Consider the following 16900-nt stretch of genomic DNA (forward strand, 5'->3'; position numbering starts at 1 on the left):
GCCCGAGTTCAGCCCTTGACGCAGAGCACCTGCCGCAGCGTCGCGACGACGTCGACCAGGTCGCGCTGTGCGGCGATGACCTCGTCGATGTCCTTGTAGGCGGCCGGGATCTCGTCGACCACGCCCGCGTCCTTGCGCGACTCGACGCCCTCGGTCTGCGCGACCAGATCGGCGACGGTGAACTGCCTCTTCGCCGCGTTACGACTCATCCGCCGCCCCGCGCCGTGCGAGGCCGACTGGAACGAGGCCGGATTTCCCTTGCCGCGCACCACATATGAACGGGTGCCCATCGAACCCGGGATCAGCGCGAGATCACCCGCGCCCGCCCGGACCGCCCCCTTACGGGTCACCAGCATCGGGATGCCGTCGATGAGCTCCTCGGCCACATAGTTGTGGTGGCAGCTGATCGGCTGATCGAAACGCACCGGGCGCTCGGCGAATTCGTCGCGCACCGCACGGCAGACCAGGGCCAGCATTACCGCGCGGTTGCGTGCGGCATACTCCTGTGCCCAGGTGAGGTCGCGCCGGTAGGCATCCATTTCCGGTGTTCCGGAAAGGAATACGGCTAGATCGCGATCCGGCAGATCGACGTTGTGCGACAGCGTCCGTGCCACGGCCATATGCCGCTCGGCGAGCTCCTTGCCGATGTTGCGGCTGCCCGAATGCAGCAGGATCCACACCGCGTCATCCTGGTCGAGGCAGACCTCGATGAAGTGGTTGCCGCCGCCGAGGGTGCCCATCTGCTTGTGCGCCTTGGCCTCCCGGTTGTGCACGCCATCGTCGAGCGAGGCGAACGAACCCCAGAAGTTGTCCCAGCCCGCCCGCAGCGTCGCGGTGCTCGCGCCCAATGCGGACACCTCGCCGCCGAGCTTGGTCACGTTGACCGCGCTGTCGTGCGCGCTGAAACCGACCGGGACCGCGGCCTCGATCCTGGACCGCAGCGAACGCAGGTCGTCCGGGAGATCCGCGGCGGTGAGGTCGGTCTTGACGCTCTCCATGCCGCAGCCGATGTCCACGCCGACCGCGGCCGGGCAAACCGCGTCCCGCATCGCGATCACCGAGCCGACCGTTGCCCCCTTGCCGAGGTGCACGTCCGGCATCACGCGGACGCCGTGGACCCATTTCAGCGCGGCGATATTCCGCAGCTGCTGCAGCGCGGACTGCTCGACCGCGTGCTCTTCGGCCCACATGAGCGTCTGCGCGCGGGTGCCGCGCAGCTCGACGGGAAACATTGTCGATCCTTTCGTTGGTTTTCCTGATCAACGGTAAAGATCGACGCGAATAAGCGCACTCGAATAAATACTCGGGCAGCTCGAGTATTTTCCCGTGGTGTTACCGGGTGCCCGGGTACGCGTCCTCGGCGTTGATGTGGGCGATGCCGGTGGCCAGGCGTTCGGCGTCGGCGGTGGTGATCAGGTCCTCGGCGATCCATTCGTCGAGCAGTCTGCCGAGGCCGCGGCGCCACCAGAATGCGCCGAGGAAATGCAGTTCCGGCAGGCCGTAACCATCGGACGAATAACACAGCGAACGGAACGGGGCGAGTTCGAGCGTCTCGGCGAGGACCGCCTCGGCGCGGTGCCCGACGTACGGGACGGTGAGTCCGATATCCATCCGTACGTGCGCGAAGGCGTGGGCCAGGTAGGCGGCGTTGCGGTGGAACGGCCAGCAGTGCAGCAGCATCACGGTCAGGCCGGTGTCCGCGGTGTTGCGAAGAAAGTCGGTGAGCAGCAAGGGATCCGCGCGATGTAGTCGCAGGTCGGTATCGCCGAAGCCGGTGTGGAATTGCAGGGGCAGGCCGAATTCGGCGCCGATGCGCGCGCCGAGTCCGACCAGCCAACCGAGCAGATCCGGGTCGGTGAGGCGGTGTTCGGGGAACACGGATTTCGGTGGACGATCGCGCAGCGGGAAATCCAGGCCGCAGCGGTAGGCGACGATGGTCTTGAGCCCGACGGCATGTCGGGCGCGTTCGCGCAGCCGGGCCTCGATCTGATCGAACACCGTCTTGCCCGCGCCTACCTCGGCGATCACCTGTTCGGCGACCTGTTCGATCCGCACCACTTCGCGCACTTCGCCGTCGGTGAGCAAACCGAATTCCGCTGTGCCGCCGCCGAATCCGGTGTCGATGAACCAGCTGGTCGTGCCGGTGGCGGCCAGCAGTCGCACGGCGGCCTCGCGCCAGCCGAGCTCGGCTCGGTGGGTCAGGTAGGCGTCCGGACCGACGTGTGGCGGGAGGTCGAGTGCCGGTGCGCACCAGCGGCGGACCGCCAGCCCGATCGCGGAATCGAAGGTCCCGGTGGGTCCTTCGCCGAGTAGTCGCTCGAACCCGGCCCGGTCCAGATCGTGCGGGACGACGCCGTGACAGTGGTGATCGGTGAGCGTCAGACCGTCGGTCAGCACGTCAGAACCGCCAACGAGTCAGCGCGACAAGCTCTTCGGGGCTGGCGCACTGATAACGGTCCGCCTCGGCGCGGCGCACGGTGAGCAGCGCGTCGTGTAATTCGGGACCCATCGCCTCGGCCAGCACCGCGGAGTCCGCCAGCCGGTCGGCCGCCTCGGCGGGGCGGGTCGGCAGCCTGCGCACGCCGGAGATCAGCAGCTGTTCCGCGTCGAATTCCACCGGATCGCCGCCGATTTCGGCGGGCAGCCGCAGGTCCTCGGCCACGCCGGCCAGCCCGGCGGCGATCACCGACCCCACGATCAGATACGGATTTCCGGTCGCGTCAAAGCATTTGACCTCGGCGTTGGCCGCCCACTCCTCGGTGCCGCGCACGCCGGTGATGAAACGCAGTGCCGCCTCCCGGGTTTCCCGGCCCCAGCATTGCCAGACGCCCGCCCACCGCGACGGCACCAGACGCAGGAAGCTCGCCGGATTACCGGCACCCACCGCGACGAGCGCGGGCAGCTCGCGCAGTATCCCGGCGAGGAATGCCTCGCCGGTCCGGCGCATGCCGTACGGGCCGTCGCCGGTGGCGAACAGCGGGCCCTGCTCGTCCTGTGCCGAAAAGTGCAGGTGCGCACCGGAACCGGTGCCACCCGGCTCGAGGCAGGGTGCGAGCAACGCGCGCCAGCCGTACTGCAGGCTCACCTGGCGGATCGTGTGCCGCACCAGTACCGCGTCGTCGGCGGCGCCGACCGGATCGGACGGTTGGACGGACAGTTCCAGTTGGCCCGGTGAGTATTCCGGGTGGAACTGGTCGACGCGGATGCCTTGCCGATCGAGTATCGCGACCAGTTCCCGCGCGTAGTCGGCCACCTGCCCGAGTCGCACCAAGCCGTACGCGGGCCCGTAGGCGGCGGGGGTGAAGTCTTGGGTGTCGCCCTGCCCAACAGCCCATTCGGTCTCGAACGCCATGGACAGCCGGAGTCCGGCCTGTCGCGCCGCCTCGGCCTGCCGGGTCGCGAACCCGCGCTGGCAGGCGGCGAAGGGCGTCCCGTCCTGGGTGTATTTGTTGGTGGGCGCCCACGCCCAGCCCGGCTGACACGCGAGTTCGGTCAGCACCGACAGATCCGGGACCAACCGCAGATCACCGTCCGGCCCGCCGAGGTATTTCCCGGCCGTCATCAGATCATCGAACGCGAACGTCTCGAAGCAGGGCGACACCCCGACCCCGTGCCGCGCCGCCTGCGCGAGCCGCCGCATCGGCACCGTCTTCACCCTGGTGATTCCGGCGTTGTCGACGAAGGTCAGCGCGACGATGTCGGCATCCAACCTGCCGATGACCGCGTCGTTGTCGTCGTCGGACGGAATGCGCTCCGGCATGGTGGGCATGAACATCAACGATAGTCGGCGGGTTGCTGTTCGGCGTGAACTTTCACCGGCGGCGGTTCATCGTGCTGCTGTGCGATGGTGAACGGACAAGGCGCCGGCCACCGAGCCGATCACAGTGCGCGCCATTGTATTTACGCAATAGTGAGACGCGATGGCGGCCTTACTCGCGGTGGGCGTCGGCAGCACGGCTGTTGCGGCGATCGCTAGTTCGCTGGGAGGGCGGCGCGGATCTCGTCTTCGGTGGGGATCGAGGTGCTCGCGCCGAGCTTGGTGGTGGCCAGTGCGCCCGCGGTGCCTGCCCAGGTCAACGCGTGTTCGGGGCCATAGCGCCAGGCGGCAGCCAGTGCACCGGTGAAGGTATCGCCCGCACCGGTGGTGTCGATAACGTCGACCTCAGGACTCGGCTGGGACAGCTGTTTGCCCCCGGGTCCGCGATAGGTCGCGCCGTCCGCGCCACGGGTGATGACCACGTGGGCGACCGGATCGAGGGCGGCGCCGAGCTGTTCGGCCTCGCCCGAATTAACCACCGCCACATCGACATTCGCCCACAGCTCGGCGGGAAGATGCTGGGTGGGGGAGGGATTGAGCAGCACCGTGGTGCCGTTGGCGCGCGCGTGCCGTGCCCCGGCCAGCACCGTATCGATCGGAATTTCCAACTGGCACAACAGAATATCGGCGCCAGCGATCGCGTCGAGGTCCGCCTCGGTGAGCTCGGTCATCCGCGCGTTCGCCCCGCCGACCACGATGATGCTGTTCTCGCCGCCACCATCCACCACGATCGCGGCGACCCCGCTTGGCCCGTCCACCGTCCGCAACCGCTCGACGTTCACCCCCGAATCCGTCAGCACGCGCCGCAATTCGGCCGCGAACACGTCATCGCCGACCGCCCCGAGAAACCGCACCGCGCCACCGGCCCGCTGGGCGGCGATGGCCTGATTCGAGCCCTTCCCGCCCGGCACCATCGCGAACCCGGTACCGAGCACCGTCTCGCCGGGCACCGGCCGCCGATCGGTGGTCGTCACCAGATCCATGTTGATACTGCCGAGCACCGCGATCGAGGGAACGTCCGTCTTTTCGGCCATGCCGTCCAAGGCTAGTAGAGGCGCTGCCGCGTCTGCGGTGTCCACTGGTGCCCGTCGAACCAGCGGACGAGGTTCGGATCCGCCGGGTCGGGATACCAGCCCGGACCAGGGACCGGCGGTGTCGCAGGCCGGGAACCGGACTTCACGGCGACCACGAGGACACTGGCGAGCACGACGATCAGGACGAAGGCCACGACCCCGAGCAGACCCAATTCCATCACCTGAATATGTGACCACGGACCGGACGGCGGGCGATGTGCGGTGCTGAATTCTGCCTTGGCCCGGGTCAGTAGGCTGTACCCATGACGGTAGGAACGACGACCGAGCCGGATGTCCGCGAGCTGGTGCACGATGCCGCACGCAAGGGTCGGGTCGCGTCGCGTGTGCTGGCGCAGCTGACCACGGCGCAGAAGAATGAGGCGCTGCATGCCGCCGCCGACGCGCTGCTCGCCGCGGCCGACGCGGTGCTCGACGCCAATGCCGAGGACGTGCTCGCGGCACAGTCCGCCAACGTCGAGGAATCGCTGATCGACCGGCTGCGGCTCACCAAGTCGCGGATCGACGGCATCGCCTCCGGCCTGCGTCAGGTGGCCGGGCTGCCCGACCCGATCGGCGAGATCGTGCGCGGCTCGGTGCTGCCGAACGGCCTGGAAACCCGCCAGGTCCGGGTGCCGCTCGGCGTGCTCGGCATGGTCTACGAGGCCAGGCCGAACGTCACCGTCGACGCGTTCGGGCTGACCCTCAAGTCCGGCAACGCCGTGCTGCTTCGCGGTTCCTCCTCGGCCGCGCACGCCAATGCCGCGCTGGTCGCCGTGCTGCGGGAATCCCTTGCCGCCCAGGGTCTTCCGGCCGACGCGGTGCAGCTGTTGCCCAGCGCCGACCGGTCGAGCGTCACCCACCTGATCCAGGCCCGCGGCCTGGTCGACGTGGTCATCCCGCGTGGCGGCGCGGGCCTGATCAGTGCCGTGGTCCGCGACGCCACCGTGCCCACCATCGAGACCGGCACCGGCAACTGCCACGTCTACGTGCACGCGGCCGCCGATCTGGACATGGCCGAGCAGATCCTGCTCAACGCCAAGACCCGCCGTCCCAGCGTCTGCAATGCCGCCGAGACGGTGCTCATCGACGACGCGATCGCCACCGTCGCGGTGCCCAAGCTGATCGAGGCGCTGGAACGGCACGGCGTCACCGTGCACGGCGACCTGCCCGGCCTGGTGCCCGCGAACGACAAGGACTGGGGCGAGGAGTACCTCACCCTCGATATCGCGCTCAAGGTGGTCGACGGCCTCGACGCGGCCATCGAGCACATCAACACCTGGGGCACCGGGCACACCGAGGCCATCGTCACCGGTGAGCTGGCCGCGGCCCGCGAATTCACCAGCCGAGTCGACGCCGCGGCCGTCATGGTGAATGCTTCAACCGCGTTCACCGACGGTGAGCAATTCGGCTTCGGCGCCGAGATCGGCATCTCCACTCAGAAGCTGCACGCCCGCGGACCCATGGCGCTACCGGAGCTGACCTCCACCAAGTGGATCGTGTGGGGCGACGGCCAGATCCGGCCGGTATAGGTAATAGGGAGCGAGCGGCGCTCGTTCCCAAGGAAGGACTGCACGTGGCCCCCACCCCCGAGACGACCCAGGAGCCGATCTTCACCTCGGTCGACGATGTGATCGATCAGCTGGCGACCACCGGCTATCTCGCCGACAAGGCCACCGCCACCTCGGTGTTCCTGGCCGACCGGCTCGGCAAGCCGCTGCTCATCGAGGGCCCGGCCGGTGTCGGCAAGACCGAGCTGGCCAGGGCGGTCGCGCAGACCTCCGGCGCCGAACTGGTCCGCCTGCAGTGCTACGAGGGTGTCGACGAGGCTCGCGCGCTCTACGAGTGGAATCACGCCAAGCAGATCCTGCGCATTCAGGCGTCCAGCGAAAACGATTGGGAAGAAACAAAAGCCGACGTCTTCACCGAGGAATTCCTGCTGTCGCGGCCGCTGCTCACCGCGATCCGGCGCAGCGATCCGACGGTGCTGTTGATCGACGAGACCGACAAGGCCGACGTCGAGATCGAGGGCCTGCTGCTCGAGGTGCTCAGCGATTTCGCGGTGACCGTTCCCGAGCTGGGCACCATCGTCGCCACCCGTAAGCCGTTCGTGGTGCTGACCTCCAACGCCACCCGCGAACTGTCCGAGGCCCTCAAGCGCCGCTGTCTCTACCTGCACCTGGACTTCCCGGACGAGGAGCTCGAGCGCCGCATCCTGGCCAGCCGTGTTCCCGAACTGTCCGCCGCCGTCGCCGCTCAGCTGGTGCGGATCGTGCACGTGCTGCGCGGCATGCAGCTGAAGAAGCTGCCCTCGGTGGCCGAGTCGATCGACTGGGGCCGCACGCTGCTGGCGCTCGGCATGCACGACCTGGACGATTCCGCGGTGCGGGCCACGCTCGGTGTTGTGCTCAAGCATCAGAGCGATCACCAGCGTGCGCTGGCCGAGCTGAAGCTGGCCTGAGCCGATGCCCGCGCGATCGCAGCCCGCGCCGGATGCGGAACTGACCGCGCCGCACGGTCTGCCCGGTCATCTCGTCGGGTTCGTCGAAGCGCTGCGCGAGCGCGGTATTCCGGTGGGTCCCTCGGAGACCGTGGACGCCGGCCGGGTGGTGACCGTGCTCGATCTGCTCGACCGGGACGTGCTGCGCGAGGGTCTGGCGTGTTCGCTGTTGCGCAGGACCACCCATCGCGCGACCTTCGATCGGCTCTTCGACCTGTGGTTTCCGCTCGCGATCGGGGAGCGAAGCGGTGCCCGCGACGAGGTCGAGATACCACGGACGCCGACGGGTGAGGTGGACATCGCGGCCCTGCGGGAACTGCTCGCGGAGCTGCTGACCCAGGAAGCCGGCGATGCCCGGCTGGACGCGTTGGCCGCTCAGCTGGTCGAGCAGCTCGGTCAGTATCAGTCAGCGAGTGGGTCGTCGTTCTCGGCCTATCAGGCGTTGAAAGATGTTCAGCCGCAAACGTTGCTGGCCAAGATCCTGGCCGGACTGGCGGCCGGGCCGGACACCAGCGCGTTCGACACCGAGATCGCCCGGCGGGCCGCGCGCGGTCGGATCGACGCGTTCCGCGCGTCGGTCGAAGCGGAGACCCGGCGGCGGGTGGCCGAGCGGATCGGCAAGGAGCGGGTCGCCAGTTACGGCGTGCCGCGTCAATCCGAGGACGTCGACTTCCTGCGTGCCTCGGAATCCGAGCTGATCGAGATGCGGCGCAGCACCCAGCGACTCGCGCGCATTCTGGCCTCGCGACTCGCGGTGCGGCGCAGGCATTCGCGCCGCGGTGAGATCGACTTGCGTAAGACGCTGCGTAAGTCGATGTCGACCGGCGGCGTGCCCATCGACCTGGTGAACCGCAAGCCGCGGCCCGGCCGGCCGGAGCTGGTGCTGCTGTGCGACGTGTCCGGCTCGGTCGCCGGGTTCAGCAATTTCACCCTGCTGCTGGTCAGTGCGTTGCGCGAACAATTCTCGCGGGTAAGGATTTTCGCGTTCGTCGACCAGACCGACGAGGTCACCCAATTCTTCGATCCGCGCACCCAGCTGGACAAGGCGATGAACCGGATCTTCACCGAGGCGCGCGTCGTCGGGATGGACGGGCACTCCGACTACGGCAACGCGCTGGCCGGATTCGCCAGGGACTTCCCGGATGCCGTCACCGCGCGCAGCTCGCTGCTGATCCTCGGCGACGCGCGCACCAACTATCGTGACCCAGAATTGGCGACATTGCGGTCGCTCGTGCGGACCGCCAAGCACGCGCACTGGCTCAATCCGGAGATGCAAACCAACTGGGGCTCGGGCGATTCCGCCGCCGACAAGTACCGGCAGGTGATCGAGATGCACGAATGTCGCTCGGCCAGCCAACTGACGGCAGTGGTGTCGATGCTGCTGCCGGTGTGAGGAGTGGGCATGAATGGCAAGCAGCTGCTGAAGTACTGCCTCGCGAAACCCGGTGCCTGGCAGGACGAACCGTGGGAAGGCGATGTGGTCGCGAAGGTCGGCGACAAGATTTTCGCGTTCCTCGGGGAGACCTCGGTCGGGCTCAAGTGCGGGCGCACCCGGGATGAGGCCAACGAGCTGATCCGGGTGTATCCGAACGATGTGACGGCGTCGTCGTATATCGGGCGGTATGGCTGGAACGGCGTCAAGCTCAATGGCGCGATACCGGACGACGAGGTGCGCGAACTGATCGACCAGTCCTATGAGGCGGTGGTCAGCAGGCTGCCGAAGTCCAAGCGGCCGCAGGTCTGATCGGCGTCATCAGCGATTGTTAAGCGAACCATTGGCGCGTGCGGCAAGGATTGCGCACCATGGTGGAGCGAACGCCCAATGGTGTGGCGGCGGTGGAAGACAGCTATACGTTTCAGGTGGATCTGCGGGGGATCGTCGACTTACTCTCTCACCACCTGTATTCCAGTCCTCGGGTGTACCTGCGCGAGTTATTGCAGAACGCGGTGGACGCCGTCACCGCGCGTGCCCAGCGGGACCGGTTGGCGCCAACCGCGATCCGGATCAGCGTCGACGCGACCGGCTTGCGGATCGCCGACCCCGGGGTCGGCCTGACCGAGGCGGACGTGCACCGCTTCCTGGCGACCATCGGCCGATCGTCGAAGCGCGACGACATCGAAGGCGCGCGGCGAGAGTTCCTCGGGCAGTTCGGCATCGGACTGCTCGCCTGCTTCACCGTGGCCGAGAAGATCCGCGTGGTCACCCGATCCGCCGACAATCCCGCGGCCGCGCCGGTCGAATGGCTGGCCGCGGCGGACGGCACCTACTCGGTACGGCTGCTGGAGCCGATGGAGTATCCGGAGCCGGGAACCACGGTGCACCTGACGCCACGGGTGGGCGCCGAGTCGTGGTTCGCGCCGCGCCGGGTGATCGAACTCGCCCGTGCATACGGTTCATTGCTGCCATATGCGGTGACGGTCGAGTCCGACGGCACCATCGTGCCGGTCACCGACGGCCCGGCCGTATGGCATCGGCACTACCCGTCCGCCATGGAGCGGCGCGAGGCACTGCTCGAATTCGGTGAGCGCACACTCGGATTCGATCCACTCGACGTGATCGACCTGGACGCGGAACTGGCCGGCGTCAGCGGCGTCGCGTATGTGCTTGCGCAGCCGGGCAATCCGGCCGAGAGCAGCGCGCACCGGGTGTATCTGAAGGGCATGCTGCTCGGCGACGCGGTGCGCGGGCTGCTGCCGGACTGGGCGTTCTTCGTGCGGTGCGTGATCGACACCGACTCGTTGCGGCCGACCGCGTCTCGCGAGGGGCTCTACGAGGACGAACGGCTCGCCATCATCCGCGAGGTGCTCGGCGACCGGGTGCGCGACTGGCTCACCGAGATCGCGGCCGAGCAGCCGCAGCGGCTGGCCGCGTTCCTCGCGGTGCACGCTCTCGGCGTCAAGGCGATGGCCAGGCATTCGGCGGAGTTGTTCCGGATCATGCTGCCGCACTTGACGTTCGAGACCACCGACGGGCGCGTCCCGCTGACCGAATTCGCGCGAAAACACCCGGTCATCCGGGTGACCGCGACGGTGGAGGAGTTCCGTCAGGTGGCGTCCACCGCGGCGGCGCAGGGCATCGGGATCGTCAACGGCGGCTACGCCTACGACCGGGAACTTGTCGCCTTGCTGCCGCAGCTGCTACCCGGTGTCGAGGTGATCGACCTCGATACCGACGCCATCACGGCAGCACTCGATCCGGTAGATCCGGCCGAGGAACTGGCATTGACCCCGGTCCTGTCCATTGCCCGCGCCGTCCTGGATCCGCTGTCCTGTGACGTGATTGTGCGTGCCTTCCACCCGGTTTCGGTGCCCGCGCTGTACCTCGAAGGACGCGGCGCGCGCAACGCACGCACCAGGGCGGAGACCGCGCTCGGCGCGAACGAACTGTGGAGCGAGATCCTCGGCGCGCTCGACGCCGCCGCACCGCGCGCCCAACTCGTGCTGAACCACCACAGTCCGGTCGTCCGCAGGCTGACCCGCATCAACGATCCAGCCTTCCTGAAGACCGCCGTGGAATCGCTGTACGGGCAGGCACTGCTGATGACCCACCGTCCGCTGCGGGCGACCGACACGGCGCTGCTCAACCGCGCGTTCGGCGAATTCCTCAGCTGGGCAACGCAACGTGCCGCGGGCACCGGCGAAGAGACGGAGTGAGACGTGGACCCCGTCGAGATCGATCAGGCGCTGGCACAGGTCTACTCGTTGCCGCACGGCCGACTACGCGTCGAGCGGTTGGAAACGCTTGCGGCGGCGGCGAAGTCGGGCCCGAACCGGCATCTGGAAGGACGCGTGCTGCTGGAACTCGCCGAGTCCTACACCTACGCTGGTGAACGCGACCTGGCGCCGGTCGCCTACGGCAGGCTGTTGCGGATCTATGACGAGTTCCCCGCCGAACTCGGCCCGCTCACGCATTCGCTGCACTGGTACCTCAAGTGGATGACCTGGGGGCTCATCGACAACCCTGCGATACCACTGTCCACCGTGTACCGCTGGTTCGACGAGCTCGAAACCCGTTACCGCCAGCGCGGTTACAGCCTGCGGCCGGTGCTGGCGCTGCGCGCTCAACTCGCGCGGAAGCTGGGGGACGTCGAGGAGGGCGCGCGGCTGCAGGAGGAAGCCATCGGTGCGCCGCGCGACGGCCTGTCCGACTGTGATGCGTGTGAACGCAACGAATGGGGCGCCAGCAGAGTGGCTTTGGGGGATGACACGGGTGCCCTCGCGCATTGGCAGGCGGTCATCGACGGTGATCGCAGCTGCGCGGAAGAGCCACATCGGGTACTGGCCCAGGCTCTGCTTCCGTTGCTGCGTACCGGACGATTGGCCGATGCTCGCGGCGCGCATCTGACCGGGTACCCGCTGGTGCGGCACAGCGACAGCTTGCGGCCATCGGTCGCCCTGCACATCGAGTTCTGCGCGCTGACCGGCAACGAAGGACGCGGGCTCGAGATCCTATCCGAACACGCCCGCTGGCTCACCGACCCCGGCGCCGACGTTGGCGCGCGCCTCGCGTTCATCACCGGCGTATGCGTGCTGCTTCGCAGGCTCGTCACCCTCGGCCTCGGCTACGTGCAGGTCGCGGGCGAGACGGTGGATTCGCTACTGGCGGAGCTCGATACGGAGATCGCGGGACTGTGCGCGCGATACGACATCCGCAACGGGAACACGGCGGTAAGCACTGAAGTCGCAACTCGATTGGCGAGACAGCCTCTAGTGGAACGACTTCCACTCGGCCTACGCAGCAAACTGCCGCAAGCTACCGCGATCGCGGGGGCTGATTGCCTTCCTGCGGAGGGTACGGAGGATACGGTGGCTACGGCCGGTGCTGAAATCTCGACATCCAGCATCGCTGCGAACGGTGCCGCTTCCGGGGCTGGGGTAGCAACCAGTGATGGAGTTCCCGCTGGCACTGACGCGGCTGTGGGCGGTGCGGCAGGTGCCGTTCCTGAGGGCGATTCCGCTCCTGGGGCTGGTTCTGCTCCCACCGGCGAGGCCTCTTCCACCGGAGGTACTGCTTCAGCGAATGGTGCTGAAGCCAGGGGTGAAGCTCGTGCTAGTGGTACTGCCGAGGGCGATGGCGTGGCTTCTGCGGCCAGTGGACTTCGTGTAGGCGATACGGTTCCTAGGAGCGGCGGACCCGCTGCGAATGGGGCCGGCTCGGCACGTGGTACCTCGCAGACAGGTGGCGCTCCTGCTGGGAGCGGTGCAGCCCCGCCGGGTGGTGGGCGCGGCGCGGCTCCTTCGAGTAGTGCCACTCGTACAGGCAGTGGTGGTCCAGCGGGCGGTGCCGTACTTGCCACCGCAGCCGGTGCGGTACTCACCACCGCGGTGGGACGAACGGTGGCCACCTTTCCTGAGGAGTGGCCCGAGAGCGTTGCCTCCGACGCGGACCGGGTCGCCGAGGTGCAGCGGCTGGCGGAGCTCGGCGCTGCCCGGCTGGCGGATGCGCCGGAGCATGCCGAGGCGAGGCTGCGGGAGGCGTTGTCGGTGGGTGCCGGGATCCTGCCCGTCGAACAGACGGCGCGGCTCAGTTCGCAGTTGGTCATCGCGATCGCCGGACAACCGGATCGGGAGCTCGACCTGGCGGATGCGGCGGTGCGTGCCGCCGCGAGCTGGGAGGGGCTCTCCGAGCCGGATCTGCTGCACCACACCGTGATTGCCGCGCGGGCGTTCCATCGCGCGCGACGGCACGGCGAGGCCGCCGCGCTCTTCGAGGAGGCGATGGTCGCGGACGGGGTTCCTTATCCGCCCGCCGAACTTGCCGCGGTCCGTGCCCAATTCGGCGAATCGTTGAACGCGCTGCACCGATATCAGGACGCCGCACGGCAATTCGCGCTGGCCGCCCAACTGGTGGAGCACGATCTCGACCGTCGTGCACTACACGCCGATCTCGCCATGGCCGCCGCCACCGCACTCGACTACTGCGATCAGGACGCGGCAGCGGTGGCCGCTTATCACCGGGCAGCCGAATTGTTCGGCGCTCTCGGAAACGCGGTGTCGCGCGCCCGCTGTGTGCGGTCGGCGGCGTGGCTGCAGTTATGGGGCTCCGGCGACGGGCCGGGCCGACCGTGGGTGAGCGCGATGCAGGCGTTGATCGCCGAACTGGCGGATAACGGCTCGTCGACCGCGATAGCCGAGGAGCTCGCCCAGACCCGCAGGGAGCTGAGCGAGATGCTGGACGCGGAAGACGGGTACGGGCTGGCGGGCGAATAGCGGGCCAGGCGCTGGTGGGGCGGTCCGCGGCAGTCGACCGACACTCGGCTTGCCGCTCCTGGCCGCCCGAACTCGACCAGTTAAGCTCGGCACTCATGCAAGAGACAGGTCGGCGCGGCCGCAAACTGGGCGTGATGGGCGGCACCTTCGACCCCATCCACCACGGTCACCTGGTCGCCGCCAGCGAGGTCGCGAATCGGTTCGCGCTCGATGAAGTGATCTTCGTCCCCACCGGTCAGCCCTGGCAGAAGGCCGATAAACAGGTCAGTCCGGCGGAGGACCGATACCTCATGACCGTCATCGCGACCGCCTCGAATCCGAGTTTCTCGGTCAGTCGGGCGGATATCGACCGGGAAAAGGTCACCTACACCGTCGACACGCTGCGGGAGATGCGCGACCGGCATCCGGACGCCGAGCTGTACTTCATCACCGGAGCGGATGCGCTGGCCAACATCCTGACATGGCAGGATTGGGCCGAACTGTTCGAACTGGCGAGGTTTGTCGGGGTGAGCCGTCCGGGGTACGAGCTGAATACCGATCATCTCGAGGAGCATCTGCGCGATCTTCCGGCCGATGCGGTGACCATGGTCGAAATCCCGGCGCTGGCGATCTCGTCGAGCGAATGCCGTCGCCGCGCCGCCGAGAACCGGCCGGTGTGGTACCTCGTCCCCGATGGCGTGGTGCAGTACATATCTAAGCGGCACCTCTATGTGCCCGCAGGAGCGGAAGGTAGCTGAGTGAGCGAGCGTAGCGGGGGGCAGGCAATGGTTGGCCGCATCGAGGTGCGCCGATGAGCGCCTCTGTGGAGTCGGTCGAGATCGCGCAGGTCGCGGCGCGGGCGGCGGACGAGAAGTTGGCGCTCGACGTAGTGGTGCTCGACGTGTCCGAGCAGTTGGTGATCACCGACTGCTTCGTCATCGCCTCCGCGCCGAACGAGCGTCAGGTGAACGCCATCGTCGACAACATCGAGGACAAGCTGCGCGAGGCCGGGCACAAGCCGGTGCGGCGCGAGGGCACCCGCGAGGGCCGCTGGGCGTTGCTCGACTACGTCGACGTGGTGGTGCACGTCCAGCACAACGACGAGCGCAATTTCTATGCGCTGGAACGGTTGTGGAAGGACTGCCCGGTGGTGCCGGTGGACGGCATCGGCGGACCGGACGCGCGGGCCGCGGCGGTGAACGGTGACGCGGAGAGCGACACCGAGTGAACGAGCGAGTCATCGGTGAGGCAGTGTCGAGCGTCAGAAAGGCGCGACCGTGAGTAAGTACGCCCACGTGCGCAACCTGATTCTGTTGCGGCACGGGCAGACCGAATGGAATGCCGCCGACCGGATGCAGGGCCAGATCGACACCGATCTCACCGAACTCGGCCGCCGTCAGGCGAAAGAGGCTGCGCGCGAACTGGTTTCGCATAACGCGATCGCCATCATCTCCTCGGATCTGCGCCGTGCCTTCGAGACCGCTTCCGCGCTGGCCGAGCACACCTCACTCGATGTGGTGCCCGATCCGCGGCTGCGCGAAACCGATCTCGGCGACTGGGAGGGGCTGACCCACCTCGAGGTCGACGCCGACTATCCCGGTGCGCGCCAGGCATGGCGGCTCGATGCCACCTACCGGCCGCCGAACGGGGAGAGCAAACTCGAGGTCGGCGCGCGGTCGCTGCCGGTGGTGCGGGAACTCCTTGTCGACCGGCAGGACTGGCCCGGCCGGACTATCATCCTGGTGGCGCACGGCGGGCTGATCGCCGGTCTCACGGCCGCGCTGCTCGATCTGCCGCCAGCGAACTGGCCCGTCCTCGGCGGACTGGCCAACACCAGCTGGGTGCAGCTCAGCAGTCACGGTCCGAGCATCGACCAGCCCGGCTGGCGCCTTGACGTGTGGAACGCATCGGCGAAGGTGGCCCCGGATGTCCTCTGAAGATCCGATTCGGCAGGTGCCGGACGAACTGTTCCGGAAGGCGTCGGCCAAACCGGAACGTTCTGTCCCGGACGCGCTGTTCGGCCCGCCCCCGGTACCTCCGGTGGTCGAGCCCGAACATGCTGAGTCGGGCACGGACGAGGGGGAGGCGCCGGCCGAACCCGAGGGCTCCGCTCCCGCCAGTTCGGTTGACCCGCCTCCTGATCGGGCGGCTCCTGGCGAAACGTCGGCTGTGGCCGGGGAACCCGTGGTGCGGGCCGTTGACGGCGAGTCGGCCGCCGCGGCGAACCCGACTGACGGTCGGGTCGATGCTGCCGAATCCGCGAGTCGGGACGCGTCGAACGACCTCGCGACTCCGCTCGCGGAGCGGGAGCGCGAATCCCACGGCGCTGCAGTCGGTTCTGCGCCGGCCGCCGCTTCGGTTGCTGACGGTGTCTCGGCTGCTCCGGTTGCGGTGTCCAGCGAAACGGATGGTGTCGCAGCGGATGCCGATCCTGCGGCCACAGTAGCTGTCGCTGGTGTGAACGCTGCCTCGGATTCCGTATCTGGTGAATCGGGCGTCGAGTCGGCCGAAGCCGCTGTCGGAGTTGGCTCCTCGCAGGTCGGCGGCGAGTCTGCCGAAGCTGTGCAGTCGTCGGGGCGGGCGGACTCCAGCGTTTCGGAGCAAGCGTCGACTTCCGGTCGGCCCGTGCTGCTGGTGATCGCTGACTCGTTGTCCTACTTCGGGCCCAAGGGTGGGCTGCCCGCTGACCATCCGCGGATCTGGCCGAACCTCGTTGGGGCCGAGCTGGATTGGGATGTCGAGGTGGTCGGGCGGATCGGCTGGACCTGCCGGGACGCGTACTGGGCGTTGATCGGTGATCCGCGGGTGTGGGCGGCGGTGCCGCGTGCCGGTGCCGTCGTGTTCGCCGTCGGTGGCATGGATTCCCTGCCGTCGCCGCTGCCGACCGCGCTGCGTGAGCTGATCCGCTACGTCCGTCCGCCCGCCCTCCGCCGTGGCGTGCGGGCCACCTATACCTGGCTGCAGCCCAAGCTGTCGAAACTCGGTCGCCCCGTTGCGCTTCCGCCGAAGGTGAGCGTGGACTACCTGGAGCAATCGCGAGAAGCGTTGGCGCACTTGCGGCCCGAGTTGCCGTTCGTCGCGGTGCTGCCGTCGGTGCACAACTGCGACGCCTACGGACGCGTGCATTCCGGCCGGGAGCGCGCGGTGCGGGCGCTGCGCGCGTGGTCGGCTCGCACCTCGGTGCCGCTGGTCGATCTCGGTGAAGCCGTGCGCGACAACATCTTCTCCGGCGACGCGAACCCGGACGGTATCCACTGGGGCTGGGCCGGACATACCGCCGTGGCCAACGCGATGGTGAAGACCCTGCAGGAGGTTCGGTAGTCC

Annotated in this window: 15 protein-coding genes; 10 read left to right on the plus strand and 5 right to left on the minus strand. The window is 68.1% G+C overall.

The window, feature by feature from the left end; all coding sequences use genetic code 11:
* Nucleotides 1–8: 8 nt before the first annotated feature.
* From ACIBCN_RS00185 to ACIBCN_RS00205, 5 genes are all read right to left on the minus strand, one after another.
* A complete protein-coding gene (locus ACIBCN_RS00185) occupies nucleotides 9–1232 on the minus strand; it encodes an RtcB family protein (protein ID WP_396989257.1) in 1224 nt (407 codons plus the stop codon).
* A gap of 100 nt (nucleotides 1233–1332) precedes the next feature.
* A complete protein-coding gene (locus ACIBCN_RS00190; RefSeq protein WP_396989258.1) occupies nucleotides 1333–2397 on the minus strand; it encodes an amidohydrolase family protein in 1065 nt (354 codons plus the stop codon).
* Nucleotide 2398: 1 nt separating this feature from the next.
* The gene (locus tag ACIBCN_RS00195) at nucleotides 2399–3769 is read right to left on the minus strand and encodes a glutamine synthetase (protein WP_396989259.1); all 1371 of its coding nucleotides are present in this window, start codon (nucleotides 3767–3769) and stop codon (nucleotides 2399–2401) included.
* 203 nt (nucleotides 3770–3972) lie between these two features.
* Entirely contained in the window at nucleotides 3973–4851 is an 879-nt protein-coding gene (locus ACIBCN_RS00200) for a ribokinase (RefSeq protein ID WP_396989260.1), read from the minus strand.
* Nucleotides 4852–4862: 11 nt separating this feature from the next.
* On the minus strand, nucleotides 4863–5069 hold the full coding sequence (locus ACIBCN_RS00205; RefSeq protein ID WP_396989261.1) for a DUF2510 domain-containing protein: 207 nt from the start codon (nucleotides 5067–5069) through the stop codon (nucleotides 4863–4865).
* A gap of 84 nt (nucleotides 5070–5153) precedes the next feature.
* On the opposite strand from ACIBCN_RS00205, the gene ACIBCN_RS00210 reads away from it, so the two are divergent.
* From ACIBCN_RS00210 to octT, 10 genes are all read left to right on the plus strand, one after another.
* Nucleotides 5154–6419 (plus strand): glutamate-5-semialdehyde dehydrogenase, encoded by a 1266-nt coding sequence (locus ACIBCN_RS00210; RefSeq protein ID WP_396989262.1) that lies wholly within the window; start codon nucleotides 5154–5156, stop codon nucleotides 6417–6419.
* Between the two features lie 44 nt (nucleotides 6420–6463).
* Entirely contained in the window at nucleotides 6464–7348 is an 885-nt protein-coding gene (locus ACIBCN_RS00215) for an AAA family ATPase (RefSeq protein WP_396989263.1), read from the plus strand.
* A gap of 4 nt (nucleotides 7349–7352) precedes the next feature.
* Nucleotides 7353–8780, plus strand: coding sequence for a VWA domain-containing protein (locus tag ACIBCN_RS00220; RefSeq protein ID WP_396989264.1), 1428 nt, complete (start codon nucleotides 7353–7355; stop codon nucleotides 8778–8780).
* A gap of 9 nt (nucleotides 8781–8789) precedes the next feature.
* Nucleotides 8790–9131, plus strand: a complete 342-nt coding sequence (locus tag ACIBCN_RS00225) for an MmcQ/YjbR family DNA-binding protein (protein ID WP_396989265.1) — start codon at nucleotides 8790–8792, stop codon at nucleotides 9129–9131.
* A 59-nt stretch (nucleotides 9132–9190) separates the two neighbouring features.
* On the plus strand, nucleotides 9191–11041 hold the full coding sequence (locus ACIBCN_RS00230) for an HSP90 family protein (RefSeq protein WP_396989266.1): 1851 nt from the start codon (nucleotides 9191–9193) through the stop codon (nucleotides 11039–11041).
* A gap of 3 nt (nucleotides 11042–11044) precedes the next feature.
* Entirely contained in the window at nucleotides 11045–13597 is a 2553-nt protein-coding gene (locus tag ACIBCN_RS00235; RefSeq protein WP_396989267.1) for a hypothetical protein, read from the plus strand.
* Between the two features lie 95 nt (nucleotides 13598–13692).
* Entirely contained in the window at nucleotides 13693–14334 is a 642-nt protein-coding gene (nadD, locus tag ACIBCN_RS00240) for a nicotinate-nucleotide adenylyltransferase (RefSeq protein ID WP_150403063.1), read from the plus strand.
* 53 nt (nucleotides 14335–14387) lie between these two features.
* A complete protein-coding gene (rsfS, locus tag ACIBCN_RS00245) occupies nucleotides 14388–14804 on the plus strand; it encodes a ribosome silencing factor (RefSeq protein ID WP_396967624.1) in 417 nt (138 codons plus the stop codon).
* 49 nt (nucleotides 14805–14853) lie between these two features.
* Entirely contained in the window at nucleotides 14854–15513 is a 660-nt protein-coding gene (locus ACIBCN_RS00250; protein WP_396989268.1) for a histidine phosphatase family protein, read from the plus strand.
* 688 nt (nucleotides 15514–16201) lie between these two features.
* Nucleotides 16202–16897: a diglucosylglycerate octanoyltransferase gene (gene octT / locus ACIBCN_RS00255; protein WP_396989269.1), complete on the plus strand. Its 696-nt coding sequence runs from the start codon at nucleotides 16202–16204 to the stop codon at nucleotides 16895–16897.
* Nucleotides 16898–16900: the final 3 nt, after the last annotated feature.

The sequence above is a fragment of the Nocardia sp. NPDC051052 genome (assembly GCF_044456045.1).
Classification (GTDB): Bacteria; Actinomycetota; Actinomycetes; order Mycobacteriales; family Mycobacteriaceae; genus Nocardia.